At 64.8% G+C, this 19,651-nt stretch carries 22 protein-coding genes and 1 riboswitch; of the genes, 19 read left to right on the top strand and 3 right to left on the bottom strand.

The window, feature by feature from the left end; translation table 11 throughout:
• Position 1 precedes the first annotated feature (1 nt).
• From fmt to hisF, 11 genes are all read left to right on the top strand, one after another.
• Positions 2–934, top strand: coding sequence for a methionyl-tRNA formyltransferase (gene fmt / locus CQ017_RS02575; RefSeq protein WP_105552357.1), 933 nt, complete (start codon positions 2–4; stop codon positions 932–934).
• Positions 931–2,445, top strand: coding sequence for an RsmB/NOP family class I SAM-dependent RNA methyltransferase (locus tag CQ017_RS02570; protein WP_105552356.1), 1,515 nt, complete (start codon positions 931–933; stop codon positions 2,443–2,445). Before fmt ends, CQ017_RS02570 begins: the two co-directional genes overlap by 4 nt.
• A gap of 41 nt (positions 2,446–2,486) precedes the next feature.
• Positions 2,487–3,149: a ribulose-phosphate 3-epimerase gene (gene rpe / locus CQ017_RS02565; RefSeq protein ID WP_105552355.1), complete on the top strand. Its 663-nt coding sequence runs from the start codon at positions 2,487–2,489 to the stop codon at positions 3,147–3,149.
• 32 nt (positions 3,150–3,181) lie between these two features.
• Positions 3,182–3,319: riboswitch (FMN riboswitch) on the top strand.
• Positions 3,320–3,432: 113 nt separating this feature from the next.
• Complete coding sequence (gene pnuC, locus CQ017_RS02560) at positions 3,433–4,143, top strand: nicotinamide riboside transporter PnuC (RefSeq protein WP_105552510.1); 711 nt, start codon at positions 3,433–3,435, stop codon at positions 4,141–4,143.
• Positions 4,140–5,198 (top strand): bifunctional diaminohydroxyphosphoribosylaminopyrimidine deaminase/5-amino-6-(5-phosphoribosylamino)uracil reductase RibD, encoded by a 1,059-nt coding sequence (gene ribD, locus CQ017_RS02555; protein ID WP_105552354.1) that lies wholly within the window; start codon positions 4,140–4,142, stop codon positions 5,196–5,198. Before pnuC ends, ribD begins: the two co-directional genes overlap by 4 nt.
• Positions 5,199–5,211: 13 nt before the next feature.
• The gene (locus CQ017_RS02550) at positions 5,212–5,835 is read left to right on the top strand and encodes a riboflavin synthase (protein WP_105552353.1); all 624 of its coding nucleotides are present in this window, start codon (positions 5,212–5,214) and stop codon (positions 5,833–5,835) included.
• Positions 5,835–7,058: a 3,4-dihydroxy-2-butanone-4-phosphate synthase gene (ribB, locus tag CQ017_RS02545; RefSeq protein WP_105552352.1), complete on the top strand. Its 1,224-nt coding sequence runs from the start codon at positions 5,835–5,837 to the stop codon at positions 7,056–7,058. The genes CQ017_RS02550 and ribB overlap by 1 nt, the downstream gene beginning before the upstream one ends.
• A 30-nt stretch (positions 7,059–7,088) precedes the next feature.
• Positions 7,089–7,565 (top strand): 6,7-dimethyl-8-ribityllumazine synthase, encoded by a 477-nt coding sequence (ribH, locus tag CQ017_RS02540; protein ID WP_096285259.1) that lies wholly within the window; start codon positions 7,089–7,091, stop codon positions 7,563–7,565.
• 71 nt (positions 7,566–7,636) lie between these two features.
• Positions 7,637–7,900 (top strand): phosphoribosyl-ATP diphosphatase, encoded by a 264-nt coding sequence (locus CQ017_RS02535; RefSeq protein ID WP_096285317.1) that lies wholly within the window; start codon positions 7,637–7,639, stop codon positions 7,898–7,900.
• 135 nt (positions 7,901–8,035) lie between these two features.
• Positions 8,036–8,884, top strand: coding sequence for an ATP phosphoribosyltransferase (gene hisG, locus CQ017_RS02530; protein WP_096285257.1), 849 nt, complete (start codon positions 8,036–8,038; stop codon positions 8,882–8,884).
• A 27-nt stretch (positions 8,885–8,911) separates the two neighbouring features.
• On the top strand, positions 8,912–9,682 hold the full coding sequence (hisF, locus tag CQ017_RS02525; RefSeq protein ID WP_096285255.1) for an imidazole glycerol phosphate synthase subunit HisF: 771 nt from the start codon (positions 8,912–8,914) through the stop codon (positions 9,680–9,682).
• A 77-nt stretch (positions 9,683–9,759) separates the two neighbouring features.
• Here the strand turns inward: hisF and CQ017_RS17805 are convergent, their stop codons facing one another.
• The 3 genes from CQ017_RS17805 to CQ017_RS02510 all read right to left on the bottom strand — a co-directional run bounded on the left by CQ017_RS17805 (position 9,760) and on the right by CQ017_RS02510 (position 12,077).
• On the bottom strand, positions 9,760–10,662 hold the full coding sequence (locus CQ017_RS17805; protein ID WP_146112410.1) for a hypothetical protein: 903 nt from the start codon (positions 10,660–10,662) through the stop codon (positions 9,760–9,762).
• Positions 10,663–10,668: 6 nt separating this feature from the next.
• Complete coding sequence (locus CQ017_RS02515; RefSeq protein ID WP_146112409.1) at positions 10,669–11,301, bottom strand: DUF6318 family protein; 633 nt, start codon at positions 11,299–11,301, stop codon at positions 10,669–10,671.
• A gap of 134 nt (positions 11,302–11,435) precedes the next feature.
• Complete coding sequence (locus CQ017_RS02510) at positions 11,436–12,077, bottom strand: TIGR03085 family metal-binding protein (RefSeq protein WP_105552509.1); 642 nt, start codon at positions 12,075–12,077, stop codon at positions 11,436–11,438.
• A gap of 134 nt (positions 12,078–12,211) precedes the next feature.
• Here CQ017_RS02510 and hisI point away from each other — a divergent pair, with 134 nt between their 5' ends.
• The 8 genes from hisI to lgt all read left to right on the top strand — a co-directional run bounded on the left by hisI (position 12,212) and on the right by lgt (position 19,149).
• Entirely contained in the window at positions 12,212–12,613 is a 402-nt protein-coding gene (hisI, locus tag CQ017_RS02505) for a phosphoribosyl-AMP cyclohydrolase (protein WP_096285251.1), read from the top strand.
• Between the two features lie 75 nt (positions 12,614–12,688).
• The gene (locus tag CQ017_RS02500) at positions 12,689–14,251 is read left to right on the top strand and encodes an anthranilate synthase component I (RefSeq protein WP_105552349.1); all 1,563 of its coding nucleotides are present in this window, start codon (positions 12,689–12,691) and stop codon (positions 14,249–14,251) included.
• A complete protein-coding gene (locus CQ017_RS02495; protein WP_181148234.1) occupies positions 14,248–14,832 on the top strand; it encodes a Trp biosynthesis-associated membrane protein in 585 nt (194 codons plus the stop codon). Before CQ017_RS02500 ends, CQ017_RS02495 begins: the two co-directional genes overlap by 4 nt.
• 145 nt (positions 14,833–14,977) lie before the next feature.
• Entirely contained in the window at positions 14,978–15,226 is a 249-nt protein-coding gene (locus tag CQ017_RS02490) for an HGxxPAAW family protein (protein ID WP_105552347.1), read from the top strand.
• Between the two features lies 1 nt (position 15,227).
• The gene (trpC, locus tag CQ017_RS02485; RefSeq protein WP_105552346.1) at positions 15,228–16,052 is read left to right on the top strand and encodes an indole-3-glycerol phosphate synthase TrpC; all 825 of its coding nucleotides are present in this window, start codon (positions 15,228–15,230) and stop codon (positions 16,050–16,052) included.
• 86 nt (positions 16,053–16,138) lie between these two features.
• Positions 16,139–17,401 (top strand): tryptophan synthase subunit beta, encoded by a 1,263-nt coding sequence (trpB, locus tag CQ017_RS02480; RefSeq protein WP_105552345.1) that lies wholly within the window; start codon positions 16,139–16,141, stop codon positions 17,399–17,401.
• Entirely contained in the window at positions 17,402–18,184 is a 783-nt protein-coding gene (trpA, locus tag CQ017_RS02475) for a tryptophan synthase subunit alpha (protein ID WP_096285238.1), read from the top strand.
• Positions 18,185–18,186: 2 nt separating this feature from the next.
• The gene (lgt, locus tag CQ017_RS02470) at positions 18,187–19,149 is read left to right on the top strand and encodes a prolipoprotein diacylglyceryl transferase (protein WP_105552344.1); all 963 of its coding nucleotides are present in this window, start codon (positions 18,187–18,189) and stop codon (positions 19,147–19,149) included.
• Positions 19,150–19,651 lie beyond the last annotated feature (502 nt).

Here is a 19,651-nt window from a genome sequence, read left to right as displayed (position 1 = left end):
CATGCGCATCCTCTTCGCCGGCACCCCGCAGGTCGCCGTCACCTCGCTGGACCACCTTCACGCCGCCGGTTTTGACATCGCCGCCGTGCTGACCCGCCCCGACGCCCCGCTGGGACGCAAACGCGTGCTCACCGCCTCGCCGGTCGCCGCCCGCGCCGAGCAGCTGGGCCTGCGCACCATCAAGTCGAATAAGATCGACGCCGAGGTCACCGGGCAGCTGGCCGAGCTCAACCTGGACGCCGCCGCCATCGTCGCCTTCGGCGGGCTGGTTCCAGCCGCCGCGCTGAACATGCCCAAACACGGTTGGATCAACCTGCACTTCTCGCTGTTGCCCGATTGGCGTGGCGCCGCCCCGGTGCAGCACTCGATCATCCACGGCGATGACATCACCGGCGCGGTGACCTTCCAACTGGAAACCGGGCTGGATACCGGCCCGGTGTTCGGGCAGGTCACCGAGCGGATCGGCGAGCTGGACACCGCCGGGATCATGCTCGATCGGCTCAGCGAATCCGGTTCCACCTTGCTGGTGCAGACCCTGCAGGCGCTTGATGCGGGTCAAGCGGTGGCGATACCGCAAAGCGGATCGCACACCTATGCGCCGAAAATTACCGACGTCGACGCGCAGTTGGACTTCACCCGCACGGCCACCGAAATCCGTCGCCGCGCCCATGGCACCAGCCCCTTTCCGGGCGCCTGGGCCACCGCGGATGAGGCACGCTACAAATTCGGCCCGCTGCGTGAGCGGCGCGAGATGGCCGAGCTGGCACCCGGCGAGGTGCACATCGAACCGGGCAAGCACCCGGTGGTTTATGTGGGCACCAGCACCTGGGCGCTGGAACTTTCAACCATCCAGCCGCCAGGCAAAAAAATGATGAACGCCTCCGACTGGGCTCGCGGCGTATTGACCCAGGGAACGAAAGTGAGCTTCGCATGAGCGGGCACGAACCAGTAAACGAACCACGACGCAATGAATCCGGCCGCACCCGCAACCGCGGCCAGGGCGACCGCCCGCGCAAGTACAGCCAGTCCGCCCCCGGCCAGCGCAAGCGTGCGGCCGATCCGGCCCGGCTGGTGGCTTTCAAGGTATTGCGCGAGGTCTCCGCCAAGGACGCCTACGCCAACCTGGTCCTGCCCAAGCTGATCCGCGAGCACCAGCTGGAAAAGCGCGATGCGGGATTCGCCACCGAACTTGCCTACGGCGCACTGCGCTCCCAGGGGTTCTACGACGCAATCCTCACCACCTTGGTGGACCGGCCGCTGGCCGAGCTGGACCCGGCGATCCTCGACGCCCTGCGCCTGGGCGCCCACCAGCTGCTGGCCATGCGCGTGCCCAAGCACGCCGCGCTCGATGAGACCGTCTCGCTGGCCCGCGCGCAGATCGGCGCCGGGCCCTCCGGGCTGATCAACGCGGTGCTGCGCAAGGTGAGCGTGAAGGAACCCGAAGAGTGGATCGCGCTGCTGACCGCCGCAGCTGGCAGCGCGTCCGAAAAGCTGTCGATCGAGCATTCCCACCCGGACTGGATCGTCCGCGCCCTGCGCGGCGCGCTCATCGCCCACGGACGGGATGCCGCGGAGCTGCCCGAGCTGCTCCAAGCAGATAACCTGGCTCCGGTGGTCAACCTGGTCGCGCTGCCCGGGCTGGGCACCCTGGAATCGGCCCTCGAAGCCGGCGCCGAGCCGGGCACCGTGGTCGAGGCCTCGGCCACCTACAAGCACGGGGACGTGGCCCGGGTGCCCGGAGTGCGCGAAGGGACCGTGCGCGTGCAGGATGCCGGAAGCCAGCTCATGGCCCGCGCGCTGGCCGCGGTGGAACTCCCGGTGGACGGCGAAGACAAGTACTGGCTGGATCTGTGCGCCGGCCCCGGCGGCAAGGCCGCGCTGCTTGGCGCGCTCGCGGTGCAACGCGACGCGCGGCTCACGGCGAACGAACCCACCGAACACCGTGCACGGCTGGTCGAGCAGTCGATGTCCGCGGTCCCCGCGGACTACTGGATGGTCACCACCAAGGACGGCCGCGAGTTCGGCACCGCCGACTTTGCCGGGGACTACGACCGGATCATGGTCGATGCCCCCTGCTCCGGGCTCGGTGCGCTGCGCCGCCGCCCGGAATCGCGCTGGCGCAAGCAGCCACGGGACATCCCGGAGCTGACCAGCCTGCAGGGCGAACTGCTTGCCGCCGCCTTCAACGCGGTCCGCGTCGGCGGGGTCATCGGATTTGTGACCTGCTCGCCGCATATGGCCGAAACCCGGCTGGTAGTCGAAGATTTCCTGAAGTCGAACCCCGCCGCCACGCTGCTGGACACCGGGGCCGCGGTGTCCGCCGTGGCCCTGGATGGCACTCCCGCCGCCGGGCACGAGCTGGCCGGCGGCAGCACCGCCCAGCTGTGGCCGCATATCCACGGCACCGACGCCATGTTCATGGCAATCATCACCAAAAGCGCGTAGCCCGCGCGCCGGAATCCAGCGCCCACCCCCAAGGAGCACCGATGAGCAACCCGCGTATTAATCCGTCGATCTTGTCCGCCGACTTCGCGAACCTGGCCAGCGAACTGGCGCGCATCCACACCGCCGACGCGGTGCACGTGGACGTGATGGACAATCACTTCGTGCCGAACCTGACCCTCGGGCTGCCCGTGGTCGATGCGCTTGAAAAGGTCAGCGACCTGCCCATCGACGTGCACCTGATGATCGAAGACGCCGATCGCTGGGCCCCGGAATACGCCCAGCTGGGGGTGGACTCGGTCACCTTCCATGCCGAGGCCTCCGCGGCGCCGATCCGCCTGGCCCGCGAACTGCGCGCGGCCGGTTCGAAGGCGGCGATGGCCCTGCGCCCGGCCACCCCCATCGAACCGTACCTGGATATGCTCGGCGAGCTGGACATGGTGCTGCTGATGACCGTGGAGCCGGGCTTCGGCGGGCAGAAGTTCCTTGACCTGGTGCTGCCCAAGATCAAGCGCACCCGCGCGGCCATCGCCGGAACCGGCAAGCCGATCGCGCTCCAGGTGGATGGGGGCATCTCGCGGGATACGATTCTGCGCGCCGCCGAAGCCGGAGCGGACGTGTTTGTCGCCGGTTCGGCCGTCTACTCCGCGCCGGAACCGGCGGCGGAAATCGACGCATTAAGAAATCTTGCACGCATCGCGCATTAAAATATGCCAAACTAGTCACTAGTAAACACGAATACGTGCTCCGGGGTCGGTGTAAGTCCGAACCGGCGGTTATAGTCCGCGACCCGCAACCAAGGCCACAAGCCAAGGAAGCGGTTGAGCCGGTGAAATTCCGGTACCGACAGTTAAAGTCTGGATGGGAGAAGCACGGGTTTGATTTGCCATGGCCTAGCCAACCGTTCCGCTCGAGCGAGCCGAACGAACGCCTGGCCATAGGCCCATCAACTGCACACCCCCGGAGCCGCCGCTTCGAGAAGGGTGAATGATGGATATTCTGCGGTGGCTCATTGAAGCTTTTAACTCACAAATTGCGATCGGCTCCTCGGCACTTCTGGTGCGCGAAGTGGTCGGCAATATCTTCGGCCTGGCCAGTGCGCTAGGCGGCATGCGCCGCAAGGTCTGGGCCTGGCCCGTCGGCATTGTCGGCAACCTGCTGCTCCTGACGGTCTTTTTGGGCAGCATCTTCGACACCGGCTACACCGCCAACCTATGGGGCCAAGCCGGACGCCAGATCATGTTCATCGCGGTGTCATTCTATGGCTGGGTGCGCTGGAAGCAGGCCCGCGACGGTGTTGACGGCGGCCACGCGGTCACCCCGAAATGGGCCACGACCAATGAACGCATTGGCTTGATCGCCGTGCTCATCGTCGGCACCATCGCGGTGACCCCGCTGTTCCGGATGCTCGGATCCTACGATCCGGTGTGGGCCGATGCGTGGACCTTCGTCGGTTCGCTGCTGGCCACCTATGGCATGGCCAAGGGCTGGGTCGAATTCTGGCTCATCTGGGTGGCTGTGGACGCGGTCGGCGTCCCGCTGCTCTTCTCCGCCGGCTACTACGCCAGCGCCTTCATGTACCTGTTCTACGGCGGCTTCACCATCGTCGGCTTCTTCGTCTGGATGAAGGCGAAAAAGGGCGAAAAGCCGCAGATCGAAACCGAAATGCTAGATCCTACGATCAAAGGAAAGCAGCCATGATCGGGCAGAGCGAATTGGACCAGGCGCTGCGCACCGCGCTGGAAGCGGCGCAACGCGGAGCCCGCGGCGCAAATCCGCTGGTCGGCGCGTGTGTGCTCGACGGGGCCGGGCGCGTGATCGCCACCGGATTCCATCTGGGCGCCGGTAACCCGCACGCGGAGATCGATGCGCTGCGCCGGCTGGGCCGCATGGATCGCAGCCAGGCGGCGGAGCTGACCATGGTGGTCACCCTGGAGCCATGCAACCACCGCGGGCGCACCGGACCTTGCGCGCAGGCCATCGCCAACGCCGGCATCGGGCAGGTGCACTATGCGATGAGCGATGAAACCGCCACCGCCAGCGGGGGAGCGGACTACCTGCGCTCGCGCGGGGTCGCCGTCAGTCAGAGCGAGCAACATCTGGCCGCCTGGGAGTTGAATCACCGCTGGTTCCGCGCCAAGGCGCAGGGCCGTCCGTTCATCACCGTGAAAACCGCGCAGTCCCTGGACGGGCGGATCAACGCCCCCGACGGCAGCAGCCAGTGGATCACCGGAGACGCCTCGCGCAACCACGCCCATGGGCTGCGCTCCCGGGTGGACGCGATCGTCGTGGGCACGAACACCGTGATCGCCGACGACCCGCGGCTGACCGCGCGCACCGCCGCCGGGGGACTGCACGAGCACCAGCCCTACCGATTTGTGCTGGGCCACCGGGCGCTGCCCGAGGACCTGGCGCTGGCCTACGACGATCGTTGGGAGCAGCTGCGCACCCACGAGGTCAACGACTTGGTCAACCGCGCCACCGAACTGGGCTTCAACCACCTGCTCATCGAGGGAGGTTCGATCATCGCCTCGGCGTTTATCGAGGCCGACCTGGCCGATGAGATCTATTGCTACCAGGCACCGGTGATCATCGGCGCCGGCGGTACCTCGGTGAATATCGGCTCGGTGACCACCCTGTCCCAGGCCCGCCAGTTCAGGCTCGACGCCCACCAACCCGACGCGCTCACCCGCCTCGGCGCGGACGTGCTGATGCATCTGGAACCGTTGCCCGAGCGCACATCCCACACACTTTAAAGGACCCCAAAAAATGTTTACCGGAATTATCACCGGCACCGGCACGGTGCTGGGCATCGAGAATCACCCGAACGAAGATCTTGCCGTGCTCACCTTGAAGGCACCGGGCCATACCGAGGCGCTGGGCCTCGGCGGCTCGCTGGCGGTCAACGGCGTCTGCCTGACCGCCACCGAACTGGAGGGCGAAACCCTGAGCGTGGACGTGATGGGCGAGACCCTGCGCCGCACCAGCACCGGTCAGCTGCGCGCCGGCTCGATCGTGAACCTGGAGCGCTGCACCCCGGCCGGCGGCCGGCTCGATGGCCACGTCGTCCAGGGCCACGTTGATACCGTCGGCACGGTGCTGGCCCGCGAAGATCACGGCCAGTGGACCACCTTCCGCATCGGGCTGCCCGATGAATACGCCCCGCTCACCGCGGAAAAGGGCTCCATCGCGCTGGACGGCATCTCGCTGACCATCACCGCGGTCTCCGCGGCAACCGCCACCGGAGCCCACTGGGTGGAGGTCGGCATCATCCCGATCACGCTGGAGGAGACGACCATGGGTTCCCGCCAGGTCGGCGACGCCATCAATATCGAGGTGGACGTGCTCGCAAAATACGTGGCCCGGCTGAACGCGTTTGGAGGCGGCAAGTAATGGCCCGCAAGGAACTGGACTCGATCCCCACCGCCCTGGCCGCCCTGGCCGCGGGCAAGGCTGTGGTCGTGGTGGACGATGAAGACCGCGAAAACGAGGGCGACATCATCTTCGCCGCGCAATTCGCCACCGCCGAGCTGATGGGCTTCACCATCCGCTACACCTCAGGGGTCATCTGCGTGCCGCTGGAGGCCCAGCGCGCCGACGAGCTGGGCCTGGCCCCGATGGTCGGCATCAACCAGGATTCCAAGGGCACCGCGTTCACCGTCTCCTGCGACGCGGTCAGCGGAATCAGCACCGGAATTTCCGCCGCCGACCGGGCCGTCACCTCCCGGCTGCTGGCGGACCCCGCCGCCGAGGCGGCACAGCTCAGCCGCCCGGGGCACATCTTCCCGCTGCGTGCCGCCGCCGGAGGCGTGCTGGAGCGCCGCGGACACACCGAAGCCGCGGTGGATCTCTGCCGCGGTGCGGGCCTGGAGCCGGTGGGCGTGATCGGCGAGATCGTCAACGACGACGGCTCGATGATGCGCCTCGATGATCTGCGTGACTTCGCCGCGGCCCACGATCTGCCGCTGGTCAGCATCGAGGACCTCGCCCGTTGGCGCCGGGTCAACGACGAAATCTCGCTGACCGAAGCCGTTTCGCTGCCCACCCCCTTTGGCACCTTCAGCGCCCGGGCCGCCAGCGTGGAGGGCCACGAGCACATCGTGCTCAGCCACCCGGCGCCCACCCTGGAGGGGGCCACGAATCTGGTGCGCATCCACTCCGAATGCCTCACCGGCGACGTCTTCGGGTCCTACCGTTGCGATTGCGGCGAACAGCTGCATGCGGCGCTGGAGCAGATCGCCGCCGAGGGCGGGCACCTGGTGTACGTGCGCGGCCACGAGGGCCGCGGCATCGGCTTGTTCAACAAGCTGCGCACCTACGCGCTGCAGGAAACCGGCGTGGACACCCTCGACGCGAACCTCCACCTGGGCTTCCCCGCCGACGCGCGCGAGTACTTCGCGGTCGCCGCGATCCTGAAGCACCTGGGGATCGATGAGATCCGCCTGCTGAGTAACAACCCGGACAAGCAGGCCAAGCTCGCCCAGGCCGGGGTGGCGGTGACCGAATTGGTGCCCAGCCGGATCGCACCACGCAGCGAAAACGAAAGCTACCTGCGCACCAAGCAGGCCCGGTTCGGCCATGACCTGCAACTGCCGAACACCAAAACCAGCTTCTAGAACAGCAACGCAAACCTTAAGGAATATCACATGAGCAAGCATGGAGCCCCGACAAATGTCGCCGATGAGCTCAAGGCGCTGAACCTGTCGGGACTGAAAGTCGCGATCGTTGCCGCCAGCTGGCACGAGGTCATCATGAACGGACTCATCGACGGCGCGCAGCGAGCCGCGCGCGACGCGGGGATCGAGAATCCGAGCCTGATCCGCGTGCCCGGCACCTTCGAACTCCCGGTGGCCGCAAGCGCGCTGGCTAAGTCCTACGATGCGATCATCGCCCTCGGCGTGGTGATTCGCGGCGGAACCCCGCACTTCGACTATGTCTGCCTGGCCGCCACGAACGGGCTGACCGACGTTTCGGTGAACACCGGTGTACCTGTCGGTTTCGGCGTGCTCACCTGCGACGACGAGCAGCAGGCGCTGGACCGCGCAGGCCTGGAAGGTTCCAGCGAGGATAAGGGCTACGAAGCCTTCTCGGCCGCTGTGATGACCGTCGCAGCACTGCGCTAATGGCCGCTTCGGACGTCACAATCGGCGTGGAAAATTCGGGCGTCGGCCGGAAAAACGCTAGTCTTGTAGACGTGAAAACTTTTGACGAGCTCTTCAGCGAACTGTCGCTCAAGGCCCAAACCCGCCCGGAAGGCTCTCGTACCATCACCGAACTTGATTCCGGTGTCCACGGCATCGGCAAGAAAGTTGTCGAGGAGGCCGCCGAAGTTTGGATGGCCGCTGAGTACGAAAGTGACGAGGAAACAGCCGAGGAGATCTCCCAGCTGCTCTACCACTTGCAGGTTTTGATGATTGCCAAGGGTCTGTCCTTGGCCGACGTTTACAAGCATCTATAGCCGTCGCGCTGCTGCGACCGGGTCATCGCACCCGGTCGCAGGCACCGCTCGGCGGCAGTAACAACGGCCAATTAAATCCTTGGCGCTTGTTTTTGGCTTATCGCCCGGCGCCACACTCATGAAACGAGTAAATAAATGCTTCGCGTAGCCCTGCCCAACAAAGGCGCCCTCTCCGAAATCGCCTCCACCATGTTCAAGGAAGCCGGCTATCTCCAGCGCCGCGACACCCGCGAACTGGTTCTGGTCGATGAAGAGAACAACGTTGAATTCTTCTACCTGCGTCCGCGCGATATCGCCGTCTATGTAGGCCGCGGCATCCTTGACGTCGGAATCACCGGTCGTGACCTGTACCTCGATGCAGATGTCGACGACGATGTCGAGGAGCAGCTATCCCTTGGCATCGGCAAGTCCGCCTTCCGCTTCGCTGCCCCGGTCGGAGCGTTCAACTCCGTCGAAGAGCTCAACGGCAAGCGCATCGCCACCAGCTATGACATTCTTCTGGACCACTACCTGAAGAAGCAGGGGATCGATGCGAGCGTCGTCCGCCTGGATGGTGCGGTTGAGTCCTCTGTGCGTCTCGGTGTGGCCGATGCGATCGCCGATGTGGTCGAAACCGGAAACACCATCAAGGCCGCCGGCATGGAAATCTTCGGCGATGTGCTGCTCCAGTCGGAAGCGGTGCTCATCGGACGAGTCGGCCACAAGCCGGCCGGTCTTGACCTGCTGATCCGCCGCTTGTCCGGCGTGCTGGTCGCCCGCCAGTACGTCATGCTCGACTATGACATTCGCCGCGTTCAGGTCGAAGAGGCCTGCGCGCTGACTCCCGGGCTGGAATCGCCGACCGTTTCCGACCTGGCGAACTCGGACTGGTGCGCCGTGCGCGCCATGGTGAAGAAGTCGCAAACCAACAACATCATGGATGAGCTGTACGACGTTGGCGCTCGCGCGATTCTGGTCAGCCAGATCCACGCCTGCCGCATCTAGTTACGCCACCCTAGGAGATTTCAGCTCATGAGCGTAGCAATCCGTGTTATTCCATGCCTCGACGTCGATGCCGGACGCGTCGTCAAGGGCGTTAATTTCGAAGGCCTTCGCGATGCCGGGGACCCGGTGGAACTTGCCCGGCGTTACAACTTGGCCGGTGCCGATGAACTCACCTTCCTCGACGTGACCGCTTCTAGCTCGGACCGGGAGACGACCTTCGAGGTAGTTCGCCATACGGCCGAAGAGGTTTTCATCCCATTGACCGTTGGCGGCGGCGTGCGCGCGGCGGAGGATGTCGATCGCCTGCTGCGCAATGGCGCAGACAAGGCATCGATCAACACCGCGGCGGTGGCGCGCCCGGACGTGATCAACGAGATTACCGAACGCTTCGGTTCGCAGGTCTTGGTGCTTTCCCTGGACGCCCGTCGGACCAACGATCCGTCGATCGCCTCGGGCTATGAGGTCACCACCCACGGTGGCCGCACGGGCACCGGCATGTGCGCGGTTGCGTGGGCCAAGGATGCAGCCGAACGTGGCGTGGGCGAGATCCTGCTGAACTCGATCGATGCCGACGGCACCAAGGACGGGTTCGATCTGGAAATGATTCGCGCCGTCCGCGCGGCCGTGAAGGTTCCGCTAATCGCCTCCGGCGGTGCAGGAAAGCCGGAGGACTTCCCGCCGGCAATCGAAGCCGGAGCCGATGCGGTGTTGGCTGCTTCGATCTTCCACTTCGGTCCCACCGATATGATCGCCAAGGTCAAGGAGAAGATCCGCGAAGCGGGCTATCCGGTACGCTAGGCATCAGACAACTAATGGGTCAGTTCATTTTGAACTGGCCCATTTTTGTGTCCGCAAGATCGCAGCTTCGGAAAATGCTAGTCCGTGGCTATGAGTTGCTTCTTGGTTCGCCAGACATCAATTTCGATAGGCTCGCTGGGCACGGCGGCTTGTCCCGGGATTGCCTGCCACGGGCCGCCATCGACGCTGAATTCTCCGCGGAACAACGTGGTGAGCCCGACGCCGTAGGTGCCCGTTTCTGTGTAGGAATGGCTTGTCGGTGTTTCATCTCGAAGGGTATGCTCCGGTGCTGGCTCGCCTGGGAAATCCAGGTTCCGGGTGTTTCCATCACCATAATTCCAGTTCCATCTGACGGGAATTGCTTTTACTGCGACGGGACGTCCGCTCATGTTTATGCGGAAATTTTGAACGCCAGAGACTGCCCAAAAGTGTGAGTGCCCGTTACGTAGCGAAAATTTGGTGGGTTCACTTTTCAGCATTGACGCAGCTATTGGGAAACTTCTAAATTTTGAAGGGGTGACTATGATTTGCTGCTCCCTTAATTCTGCATTGGGAAGGTCAGGAGGCGTCTCTTGTTCCGGGCATAGTCCATTGGTAATTATCTGTTCGCCATTCCTTGGGCCCTCGACAAAGCGAATGATTCGAGTATAGGGAGAGGAACCATCTTCACAAGGCAGGGCATCTGGATTTTGACTACATCCCCGGAAACGTTCAAGCCCGAAAGAGCATGGATCTAGATATTCAATCTCGTACAACGGCTTAGGTCGGTTGTTTATCCGCTTTTGTCTATCGTCGTCGTTGACGTAAAAACGATCTTTTTCGGGGATTGTTTCGGGGCATGTATTTTCAATAGTTTCGCCGTGGTCTTTTATGAATTTTATCAAGTCAGAGCAGGCACCTTTCGCTGGTGCAACTTGTGGAACTCCACTTAATAATTGTGCAGCAAAGAGTGTCAGAATCAATAGTGTAGTGTTTTTCATTGCGTATCACTCGGAAAAGGTAACGTCATTCATCATCCAACGATCTTTCCAATGAAGTGTAGCTATACCTAGACTTTCGTCCTCCATTGCTGGGCTCTCCGCAATGATATTATTCGTTGAGGAATAAACCTTGACTCTGTTTGTTTTTGCTCCGAACTCGACTAGGGCCTCATCCGTCACTGTAAGTTTTACGCCGTACACATTGGTTTCGTAGTCACCTGAAACTTGCCAGTATTTCTTTTTCGCATGACTCCGAACGGGATCAATAAAATTATCACCGCAAAGTTGACATGAACGCATCGTAATCTCAATCAATTCATCGACTGTGTATGTTTCCAGTGAGTAGTTCATTACCTCGAAGTAGTACTTGACGAAGGCAATTGCACCTTCTTCATTTTGCTTTTTGGCCAGCTCGGGCATCTGCGGCTTCGGAACATTTTTCGCGGGCCCTTTTGCGGTTGCCGGCTCGTATTTCGGCTTCGCCGGGGACGGGCTTGGCATGGTGGTTTTCGATTCTTGCACCACCGGGCTAGATGATTCTGTGGGGTCCGGCGGGGAGGCGCCACCCGCGCAGGCCGTAACCGTCAATGCACAAGCCAAAACGACAGATTGTGCCACTGCAATTTTCCGAGTGTTCATGAGAACTCTCCGAGCATGTCGAGGATCGCGTTTGAGCGATATCCTAGACCCCTCGCGCAGTTATTGGGAGAGCATGCGAGAAATGTGTGGATAACTCGAGGCCGTCAGGCCGAGCCAGGAATTAGTGACGAGCGCTAGATCGAGGGATGGTAGCCGCGGATAATCTGCAGCGCGCTTTGGCCGGCCTCGAAGGTCACCAGGGCTTCATCGGTGCGTCCCGAGGCGTACATCATCAGCTCGGTGACCGGGCCGTTGATGGATACGGCGTTGGGAGCCTTCTTCGCTACGTGGCGTTGCCCATCCGGACGGCACAGGATGATGCCCACGGGCGCCTTGCGGAAGAACAAGCGCGAGGTCTTGATGAGCGATTGCCACAGCAGCTCCGTGTACTCCTTGTCCAGCACCCGGGGAGCCCACTGGGTGCGCGCACGGCGCACGTCTTCGGTGTGGATGAAGAATTCGTTGAGGTTCAGCGCCTTGTCCAGCTTTTCGAAGGAAAAGGGGGAGTAGCCCTTGGGCCCGGCACGGAAACGGCGCACCAGGGCCGCATACCGTTCGGGGGTTTGCGCGTCGTCGGCGAGCTCTTGCAGGCGCACATCGAGTTTCGTGGCGAGCGGCTTCAGCACGACGCCGGCGCTGAGCAGAGAATTTTCGCGGAGGACTAAGTGCGCGGCGAGGTGGCGGGTCTGCCAACCGGCGCACAGAGTGTCGGCGCTGGGGCCCGCTGCTAGCAGGGTCTCGGCCAACGCCAATCTGGAAGCTTGTACTAGGTGCATCACCTCTGAAACTAGCACGGGTCGGCGATTGATGGGCGTAATCATCCGCGGGTGTCGCCAAGCGGTTGCGATTGGCTCTAAGCGGTGCGTCACGCTCGGGAGCTGAACGCGGGAGACCCAGTATGCTAAAGGGGATGTCTACTTCTCAGAGCGGCTCGAATCCGAGCCCCGAACCAGAAAACCTCGACCCGCAGATCGCGCAGCGCCTGAAGCGCGATGCGAACGGGTTATTCGCCGCGATCGTGCAGCAGCATGACACCGGGCTGGTGCTCATGCTTGGCTGGATGGACGACGAAGCGCTGCGCCGCACGCTGTCCACCGGGCGAGTCACGTTCTACTCACGCTCGCGCCAGGAATACTGGCGCAAGGGAGATACCTCGGGGCATGGGCAGTACCTGAAGTCCGCCGCCCTGGACTGCGACGGCGACGCGTTGCTGCTGATGGTCGACCAGGTGGGAGCCGCCTGTCATACCGGCACCGAGTCCTGCTTTACCGACCGCCAGCTGCCCGCCACCGTCGGCCACCGACCCGAATAGTCCGGGCTTGCAGCCCACGAGCGCCCCGGCAAGCATCGGGCGTCCGCAAAGTTTACGCGTTTGAAAAGAAGCTGAATGAAAACCCTAGGCAAGATTTCCCCTTCCCGCGAGGCCTTTTTGGCCATGGCACCCAACCGCCGCGTCATTCCGGTCACCATCTCGGTGCTCGCCGATTCGCTGACCCCGATCGGCTTGTACCGCTCGCTGGCCGGAGGACGGCCCGGCACCTTCCTGATGGAGTCCGCCGCCCCCGGCGGGGTGTGGAGCCGGTACTCGTTCGTGGGGGTGAACTCGCCCGCGACGCTGAGCACCCGCGGCGGAGAGGCCTACTGGCAGGGGCATGTGCCCGAGGGGCTGCCCACCGGCGGGGTGAGCGTGGACGTCCTGCGCGACACCGTGCGCGCGCTGCATACCGAACCGGTCCCGGGCATGCCGCCGCTAACCGGCGGCATGGTCGGCTTCATCGGCTGGGAGTGCGTGCGGCACTGGGAGCGCCTGCCCAATCCGCCGGTTGATGACCTGAACATCCCCGAACTGAGCATGAACCTGGTCGCCGACATGGCCGCGCACGACGCCACCGAGGGCACCGTGACGCTGATCGCCAATGCGATCAACTTCGATGGCCGCGAAGAGCACGCCGAGGCGGCCTACGATGCCGCGGTGGCGCGGCTGCAGAAGATGCTCGACCAGCTCGGCACCCCGCTGGACTCCACGGCCATCACCCTGCAGGGCACCGACGTGCCGCGCGAAACGCTGATGGAAGCGGTCAGCCACTCCTGGGCCGAAAACGAGTATTTGGAGGCGCTGGCGAAGGCGAAGGTGGCCATCGTCGACGGCGAGGTGTTCCAGATTGTCGTCTCGCGGCGCTTCGAGCTGGAGACCAAGGCGGACGCGCTGGACGTCTACCGGGTGCTGCGCGCGACCAACCCGAGCCCCTACATGTACCTGTTCAACTTCGAGAACGAGGACGGCGAACCCTTCCAGATCGTCGGCTCCTCCCCGGAGGCGCTGGTCACGGTCAACGACGCGCATGTGGTCACCCACCCGATCGCCGGATCCCGCCCGCGCGGGGCGAACTACGAGGAAGACCAGCTGCACGAGAAGTCGCTGCTGGCCGACGAGAAGGAACGCGCCGAGCACCTGATGCTGGTGGACCTCTCGCGCAACGACCTCTCGCGCGTCTGCCAGGCCGGCACCGTGGAGGTCACCCAGTTCATGGAGGTGGAGCGCTTCAGCCACATCATGCACCTGGTCTCCAACGTGGTCGGCAAGGCCCGGGAGGACGTGGACGCCTACGACGTGCTCGCCTCCACCTTCCCGGCCGGCACGCTCTCCGGGGCGCCCAAACCCCGGGCGCTGCAGCTGCTCGACGAGTACGAGCCCTACCGCCGCGGAGTGTACGGCGGCGTGGTGGGCTACCTGGACTTCGCCGGCGACATGGACATGGCCATCGCGATCCGCTCCGCGCTGCTCAAGGATCACCGCGCCTACGTGCAGGCCGGCGGCGGCATCGTGAACGATTCGAAATTCGCCGACGAAGCGCTGGAAACCGTCAACAAGGCCGCCGCCCCGCTGCGTGCGGTGTGGGCCGCCGGCTCGATGCGCCCAGCCAATACCGAAACTGGTGGAACCAAGTGAAAAAACATCTCACCGCCCGCAATACCGCCCTGCTTGGCATCCTCGGAGCGCTGGCCGGACTGTGGACCGCCACCCGCACCTGGGTGGTGGTCCAGGTCGAATCCGGCACCGTGCAGGTCCCGGAGATCGTCGTCGACGGGTCCACCGCCGCCGCCTCCGTCACCGCCCTGTGCGTCGCAGTGCTCGCCGGTGCGCTTGCGCTGCTGATCGCCGGGAAGATCGCCCGCTACCTGATCGGGCTGATCACCCTCTTGGCCGGCATCGCGGTGATCGCCGCCGGAGTCCAAGCGGTCACCAACCCGCAGGCGGCGGCCGCCGGCGCGGTGGCCGAGGCCACCGGGCTGACCAGCGGCGCCGGGCAGTACACCGTTTCGCTTTGGCCGTCGCTGACCGTGGTGGCCGGGGCGATCATCGTGCTGCAGGGAATTCTGGTGCTGATCTATTGCGGCGGGTGGAAGAAGAGCTCGAAGTACGACCGGGAGGTTTCCGCGGCCCCCGCGGCCAAGGACGCTCAATCGCGCGGGATCTCCGACTGGGAGCAGCTCTCCAAGGGCGAGGATCCCACCAGCGGCAACCAGTAGGTGATTCGGCCCACCGGGACGCAACGAAGCGCCGTGGAATAGGCCATCATCAAGTCCAAGTGGCAGAATAGTAAGCGAAGTCCATCGCGCCGACCGGTCCACCGGGGCGGCGCGCAACCTGAAGAGCAAAGGGAGACATCCAGCAATGTCGCAGAACACCGAGATTGACCCGGTCTACAACGAAGAAATCGGCCACGGCAACTCGATCGCAGCCTGGGCCTGCGTCGGCACCATGATCGTCGGTTCGATCGTCGGCGGCGTCGCCTTCGCGTTCCACAACTCGGCCATCGTCTACGCGGGCGCGGGCATTATGGTGCTCGGCCTGATCGTCGGCTGGATCATGAAGAAGGCCGGTTTCGGCGTGGGCGGTTCGCGCAGCGGAGCAGCGCACTAAATTGACTGTTCTTGATGACATCATCGCGGGCGTCCGGGAAGACCTGGGCGCCCGTCGCGCCATCACCAGCCTCGCGCAGGTGAAGGCCGCCGCGGCCGCCATGCCGGCGGCCCGCGACGGCTTCGCGGCCCTCGGCGGCCAAGCCGGCCCCGCCGCGCGCGACACCATCCTGCGGGTGATCTCCGAGGTGAAGCGCAAGTCCCCGTCCAAGGGCGCGCTGGCGCAGATCCCCGAACCGGCGGAGCTCGCCGCGGCGTATGCCGCCGGCGGCGCCTCGGTGATTTCCGTGCTCACCGAACAGCGGCGCTTCGGCGGTTCGCTGGCCGATTTGGACGCGGTCCGCGAGGCGGTCTCGATTCCGCTGCTGCGCAAGGATTTCACCGTCGACGAGTACCAGATCTACGAGGCCCGGGCGCACGGCGCGGACCTCGTATTGCTCATTGTTGCGGCGCTGGATGATCAAACGCTCTCCAGTTTCCTAGAATTGACCCACGAGCTGGGAATGAACGCACTGGTGGAGACGCACACCGAGGAGGAAATCGCGCGGGCCGTAAAGGCCGGGGCGAAGATCATCGGCGTGAACGTGCGCAACCTGAAGACCCTCGAGGTGGATGTGGACACCTTCGGCGCGTTGGCCCCGTTGCTGCCAAGCGACGCGGTGCTCATTGCCGAGTCGGGTGTCGAATCGGCCGAACAGGTAGAAATCTACGCTGCGGCCGGGGCGGACGGAATCCTCGTCGGGGAGGCGCTGGTCAAGCACGCGGACCCGCAAGCCACCGTCGCGGAGTTCATCGCGGCGGGTACCGCAGCCAAGCCGGCGCGCTAGGCGAGCCGAACCCAGATCTTCGGTGCCCGGCCAGGGCCTGCTTCCTGGCCGGGCACCGCTAAAAAATTCAAGAGAAGAGGGAATCGATGAACGCATCGGATGACTCGCTGAAACATGCCAGCGGACCGTATTTTGGGCAGTACGGCGGACGCTGGATGCCCGAATCGCTTATGGCGGCCATGGATGAGCTGAACGAGACGTTCGAGGCGGCCAAGGCCGACCCGGCGTTCATCGAAGAGGTCAAGGAGCTGAACCGCAGCTACTCGGGCCGCCCCTCGCTGCTGACCGAGGCGAAGCGCTTCTCCACCGAGGCCTGCGGCGGCGTGCGCGTATTCCTCAAGCGCGAGGACCTGAACCACACCGGCAGCCACAAGATCAACAACGTGCTCGGCCAGGCGCTGCTGGCCAAGCGCATGGGCAAGACCCGCATCATCGCGGAGACCGGAGCCGGCCAGCACGGCGTCGCCTCGGCCACCGCAGCGGCCCTGATGGGCCTGGAATGCGTGGTCTACATGGGCGCCGAGGACACCCGCCGGCAGGCGTTGAACGTCGCGCGCATGCAGCTGCTCGGCGCCACGGTGATCCCGGTGACCGTCGGCTCCCAGACGCTGAAGGACGCGATCAACGAGGCGCTGCGCGACTGGGTCGCCAACGTGGGCACCACCCACTACCTGCTGGGCACCGCCGCCGGCGGGGCCCCGTTCCCGGCCATGGTCCGCTACTTCCACGAGGTCATCGGCGAAGAAGCCCGCGAGCAGATCATCGCGCAGGCCGGCCGCCTGCCCGATGCGGTCACCGCCTGCATCGGCGGCGGATCGAACGCCATCGGCATCTTCCACGGCTTCCTCGACGACAAGGAGGTGGAACTCTACGGTTTCGAGGCCGGCGGCGACGGCGTGGACACCGACCGCCACGCCGCGACCATCACCCTGGGCAAGCCCGGCGTGCTGCACGGGGCGAAGAGCTACCTGATGCAGGACGACGACGGGCAGACCATCGAGTCGCACTCGATCTCCGCGGGCCTGGACTACCCGGGCGTCGGCCCGGAGCACGCCTACCTGGCGGATATCGGCCGCGTGCACTACGAACCGGTCACCGACACCGAGGCGATGGACGCGTTCAAGATCCTCTGCCGCACCGAGGGCATCCTGCCGGCGATCGAATCCGCGCACGCGCTGGCCGGCACCATCCGGCTGGCGGCCCGCAAGATCGCCGAGGGCGCGCAGCCCGAAGAGACCATCATCATCGCAAACCTGTCGGGCCGCGGGGACAAGGACGTGTCCACCGCCGCGCAATGGTTCGGCATGCTCGATTCCGAGGCCGCCGAGAACACCCCGGAGGGCAACTAAATGTCGCGTGTCACTAGTGCAGAAAAGATCGCCGCGGCGCGTGCCGAAGGCCGCCCGGCGCTGATCGGCTACCTGCCCGCGGGCTTCCCGGATGTCGAAACCAGCATCGAGGCGGCCGTCGCGCTGGCCGAGAACGGGGTGGACGTCATCGAGATGGGCATCCCCTACTCGGACCCGGTGATGGACGGGCTGGTCATCCAGGAGGCGACCAACCACGCGCTGGCCAATGGCTTCCGCGTGGCGCAGATCTTCGACATCGTGCGCGGGATCACCGAGCGTACCGACGCCGCGGTGATGGTGATGACTTACTGGAACCCGGTGCTGCGCCTGGGCGTGGACGAATTCGCCCGGCGCTTCGCCGAAGCCGGCGGGGCCGGGCTGATCACCCCCGACCTGGTGCCCGATGAGGCCGCCGAATGGCAGGCCGCAAGCGAGAAGTACGACCTGGAACGGGTGTTCCTGATCGCTCCGAGCTCCACCGAGGCGCGCGTTAAGCAGACCGTCGCGGCCTCCTCCGGTTTCGTCTACTGCGTTTCGCTGATGGGTGTCACCGGGGCGCGCAGCGAGGTTTCCTCCGCCGCGCAGGCCGTGGTGGACGCCGCCCATGCCGCCGGCGCCGCGAACGCCTGCGTCGGGCTCGGCGTTTCGCGCCGCGAACACGTCACCGAGATCGGCGGCTACGCCGACGGGGTGATCGTGGGCACCGCGCTGGTCGCCGCGCTGCGCGACGGGGGAGTGCCCGCCGTGGGCCGCCTCGCCGCGGAGCTGAGCGGACGGGCCTAGGCATGCTCCCGGTCTCCATCCCGTCTCCGCCGGAGGAATTCTCCAAGCTCTCCCTGGGCCCGCTGACCATCCACGCCTACGCACTGTGCATCTTGCTGGGCATCGTGCTGGCGCTGTGGCTGACCGGGCGGCGGATGCGTGCCCGCGGCGGCGACTCGGACCTGCTCTGGGACATCGTCATCTGGGCGATCCCCTTCGGCATCGTCGGCGGCCGGCTCTACCACGTGCTGATCACCGACCCGATGTACTACTTCGGGCTCGGCGGGCAGCAAGCGCACTGGGCCGAGATCCCGCAGCTCTGGCTGGGCGGACTGGGCATCATGGGCGCGGTCTCGCTGGGCATCGTCGGCGCCTGGATCGGCTGCCGGCGGAGCGGGGTGCGGCTCTCGGCCTTCATCGACGCCGTCGCCCCCGGCGTGCTGCTGGCCCAAGCCGTGGGCCGTTGGGGGAACTGGTTCAACCAGGAACTCTTCGGAGCGCCGACCACCCTGCCCTGGGGACTTGAAATCGACCCGGAGCACTATAACTTCCCGGCCTCGCTGCCGCCCGAGACGCTCTTCCACCCGACCTTCCTCTACGAATCATTGTGGAACCTGCTGGGCGTGGTGGTGCTGCTGGCGCTGGACAAGAAGTTCGCGCTGCGCCGCACAGCGTTGTTCTGCTGCTACGTGATTTGGTACGGCATCGGCCGGACCTTCACCGAGTCGCTGCGCCTGGACGCGGCGGAGATCATCAGCATCGGCCCGCTGTCCCTGCGCATCCACCAGTGGCTGGCCATCGCCCTGGTCGTCTTCGGCTCGCTGGCGCTGGCCTACGTGCTGGCGAAGCTGCGCGGGGAAGGCAAGGATTCGCTCTTCCTGCCCGGGCGCGAGCCGGCGGCCCGCGCCGCGGCGGCGGGCACCGACGCACCGTCGAGCGGCACCGAGCGGCAGATTACGAAGGACGACGAGCAGCCGCCGGGCTGATCGCGGAGCTGCCTCCGCACCTCCAACGGGGATCGAAAAACACCAGCGCGTGTTTTTTCGGTCCCCGTTTCGGCGTTAACGCAGGACTTTTTTGCCCCTCGGGTGGGCGGTACGCAATCTGCGCGAAACATTTAAAAATCGGCTCAACCCCGGGCGAAACAATGGAAAAGGCCAGCATCACCGCGAATAAACCTGCTTTTTAGCTGGCGCTGTGCGTGACCGTTTTAACATTTTCGAAACAAAACCGCGCGAAAGCGGGAAACATAGGGGGCGTAAGGTAAATCTACGCACCTCTCCGGGAGTCCACACCCCATGACCCGGGCGAGGCGCAGGAACCACAACGCGGTGGATCCTTCAACCTTCGAAGCAGCGCACCCGCTCGGCCCCACCCCGCCGGCGGCGCAGCTGGCCACGAGGTTAAGGCGACCGGTGGCTGACGCACCTTCGAGAATCCCCAAGGTGGGACCCGGTTCGCCTTTTTCCGCCGCATGAACCACGAAAG

Source organism: Arthrobacter sp. MYb224, assembly GCF_002975455.1.
Taxonomy (GTDB): domain Bacteria; phylum Actinomycetota; class Actinomycetes; order Actinomycetales; family Micrococcaceae; genus Glutamicibacter.
This window is presented reverse-complemented; position numbering and strand designations above follow the sequence as displayed.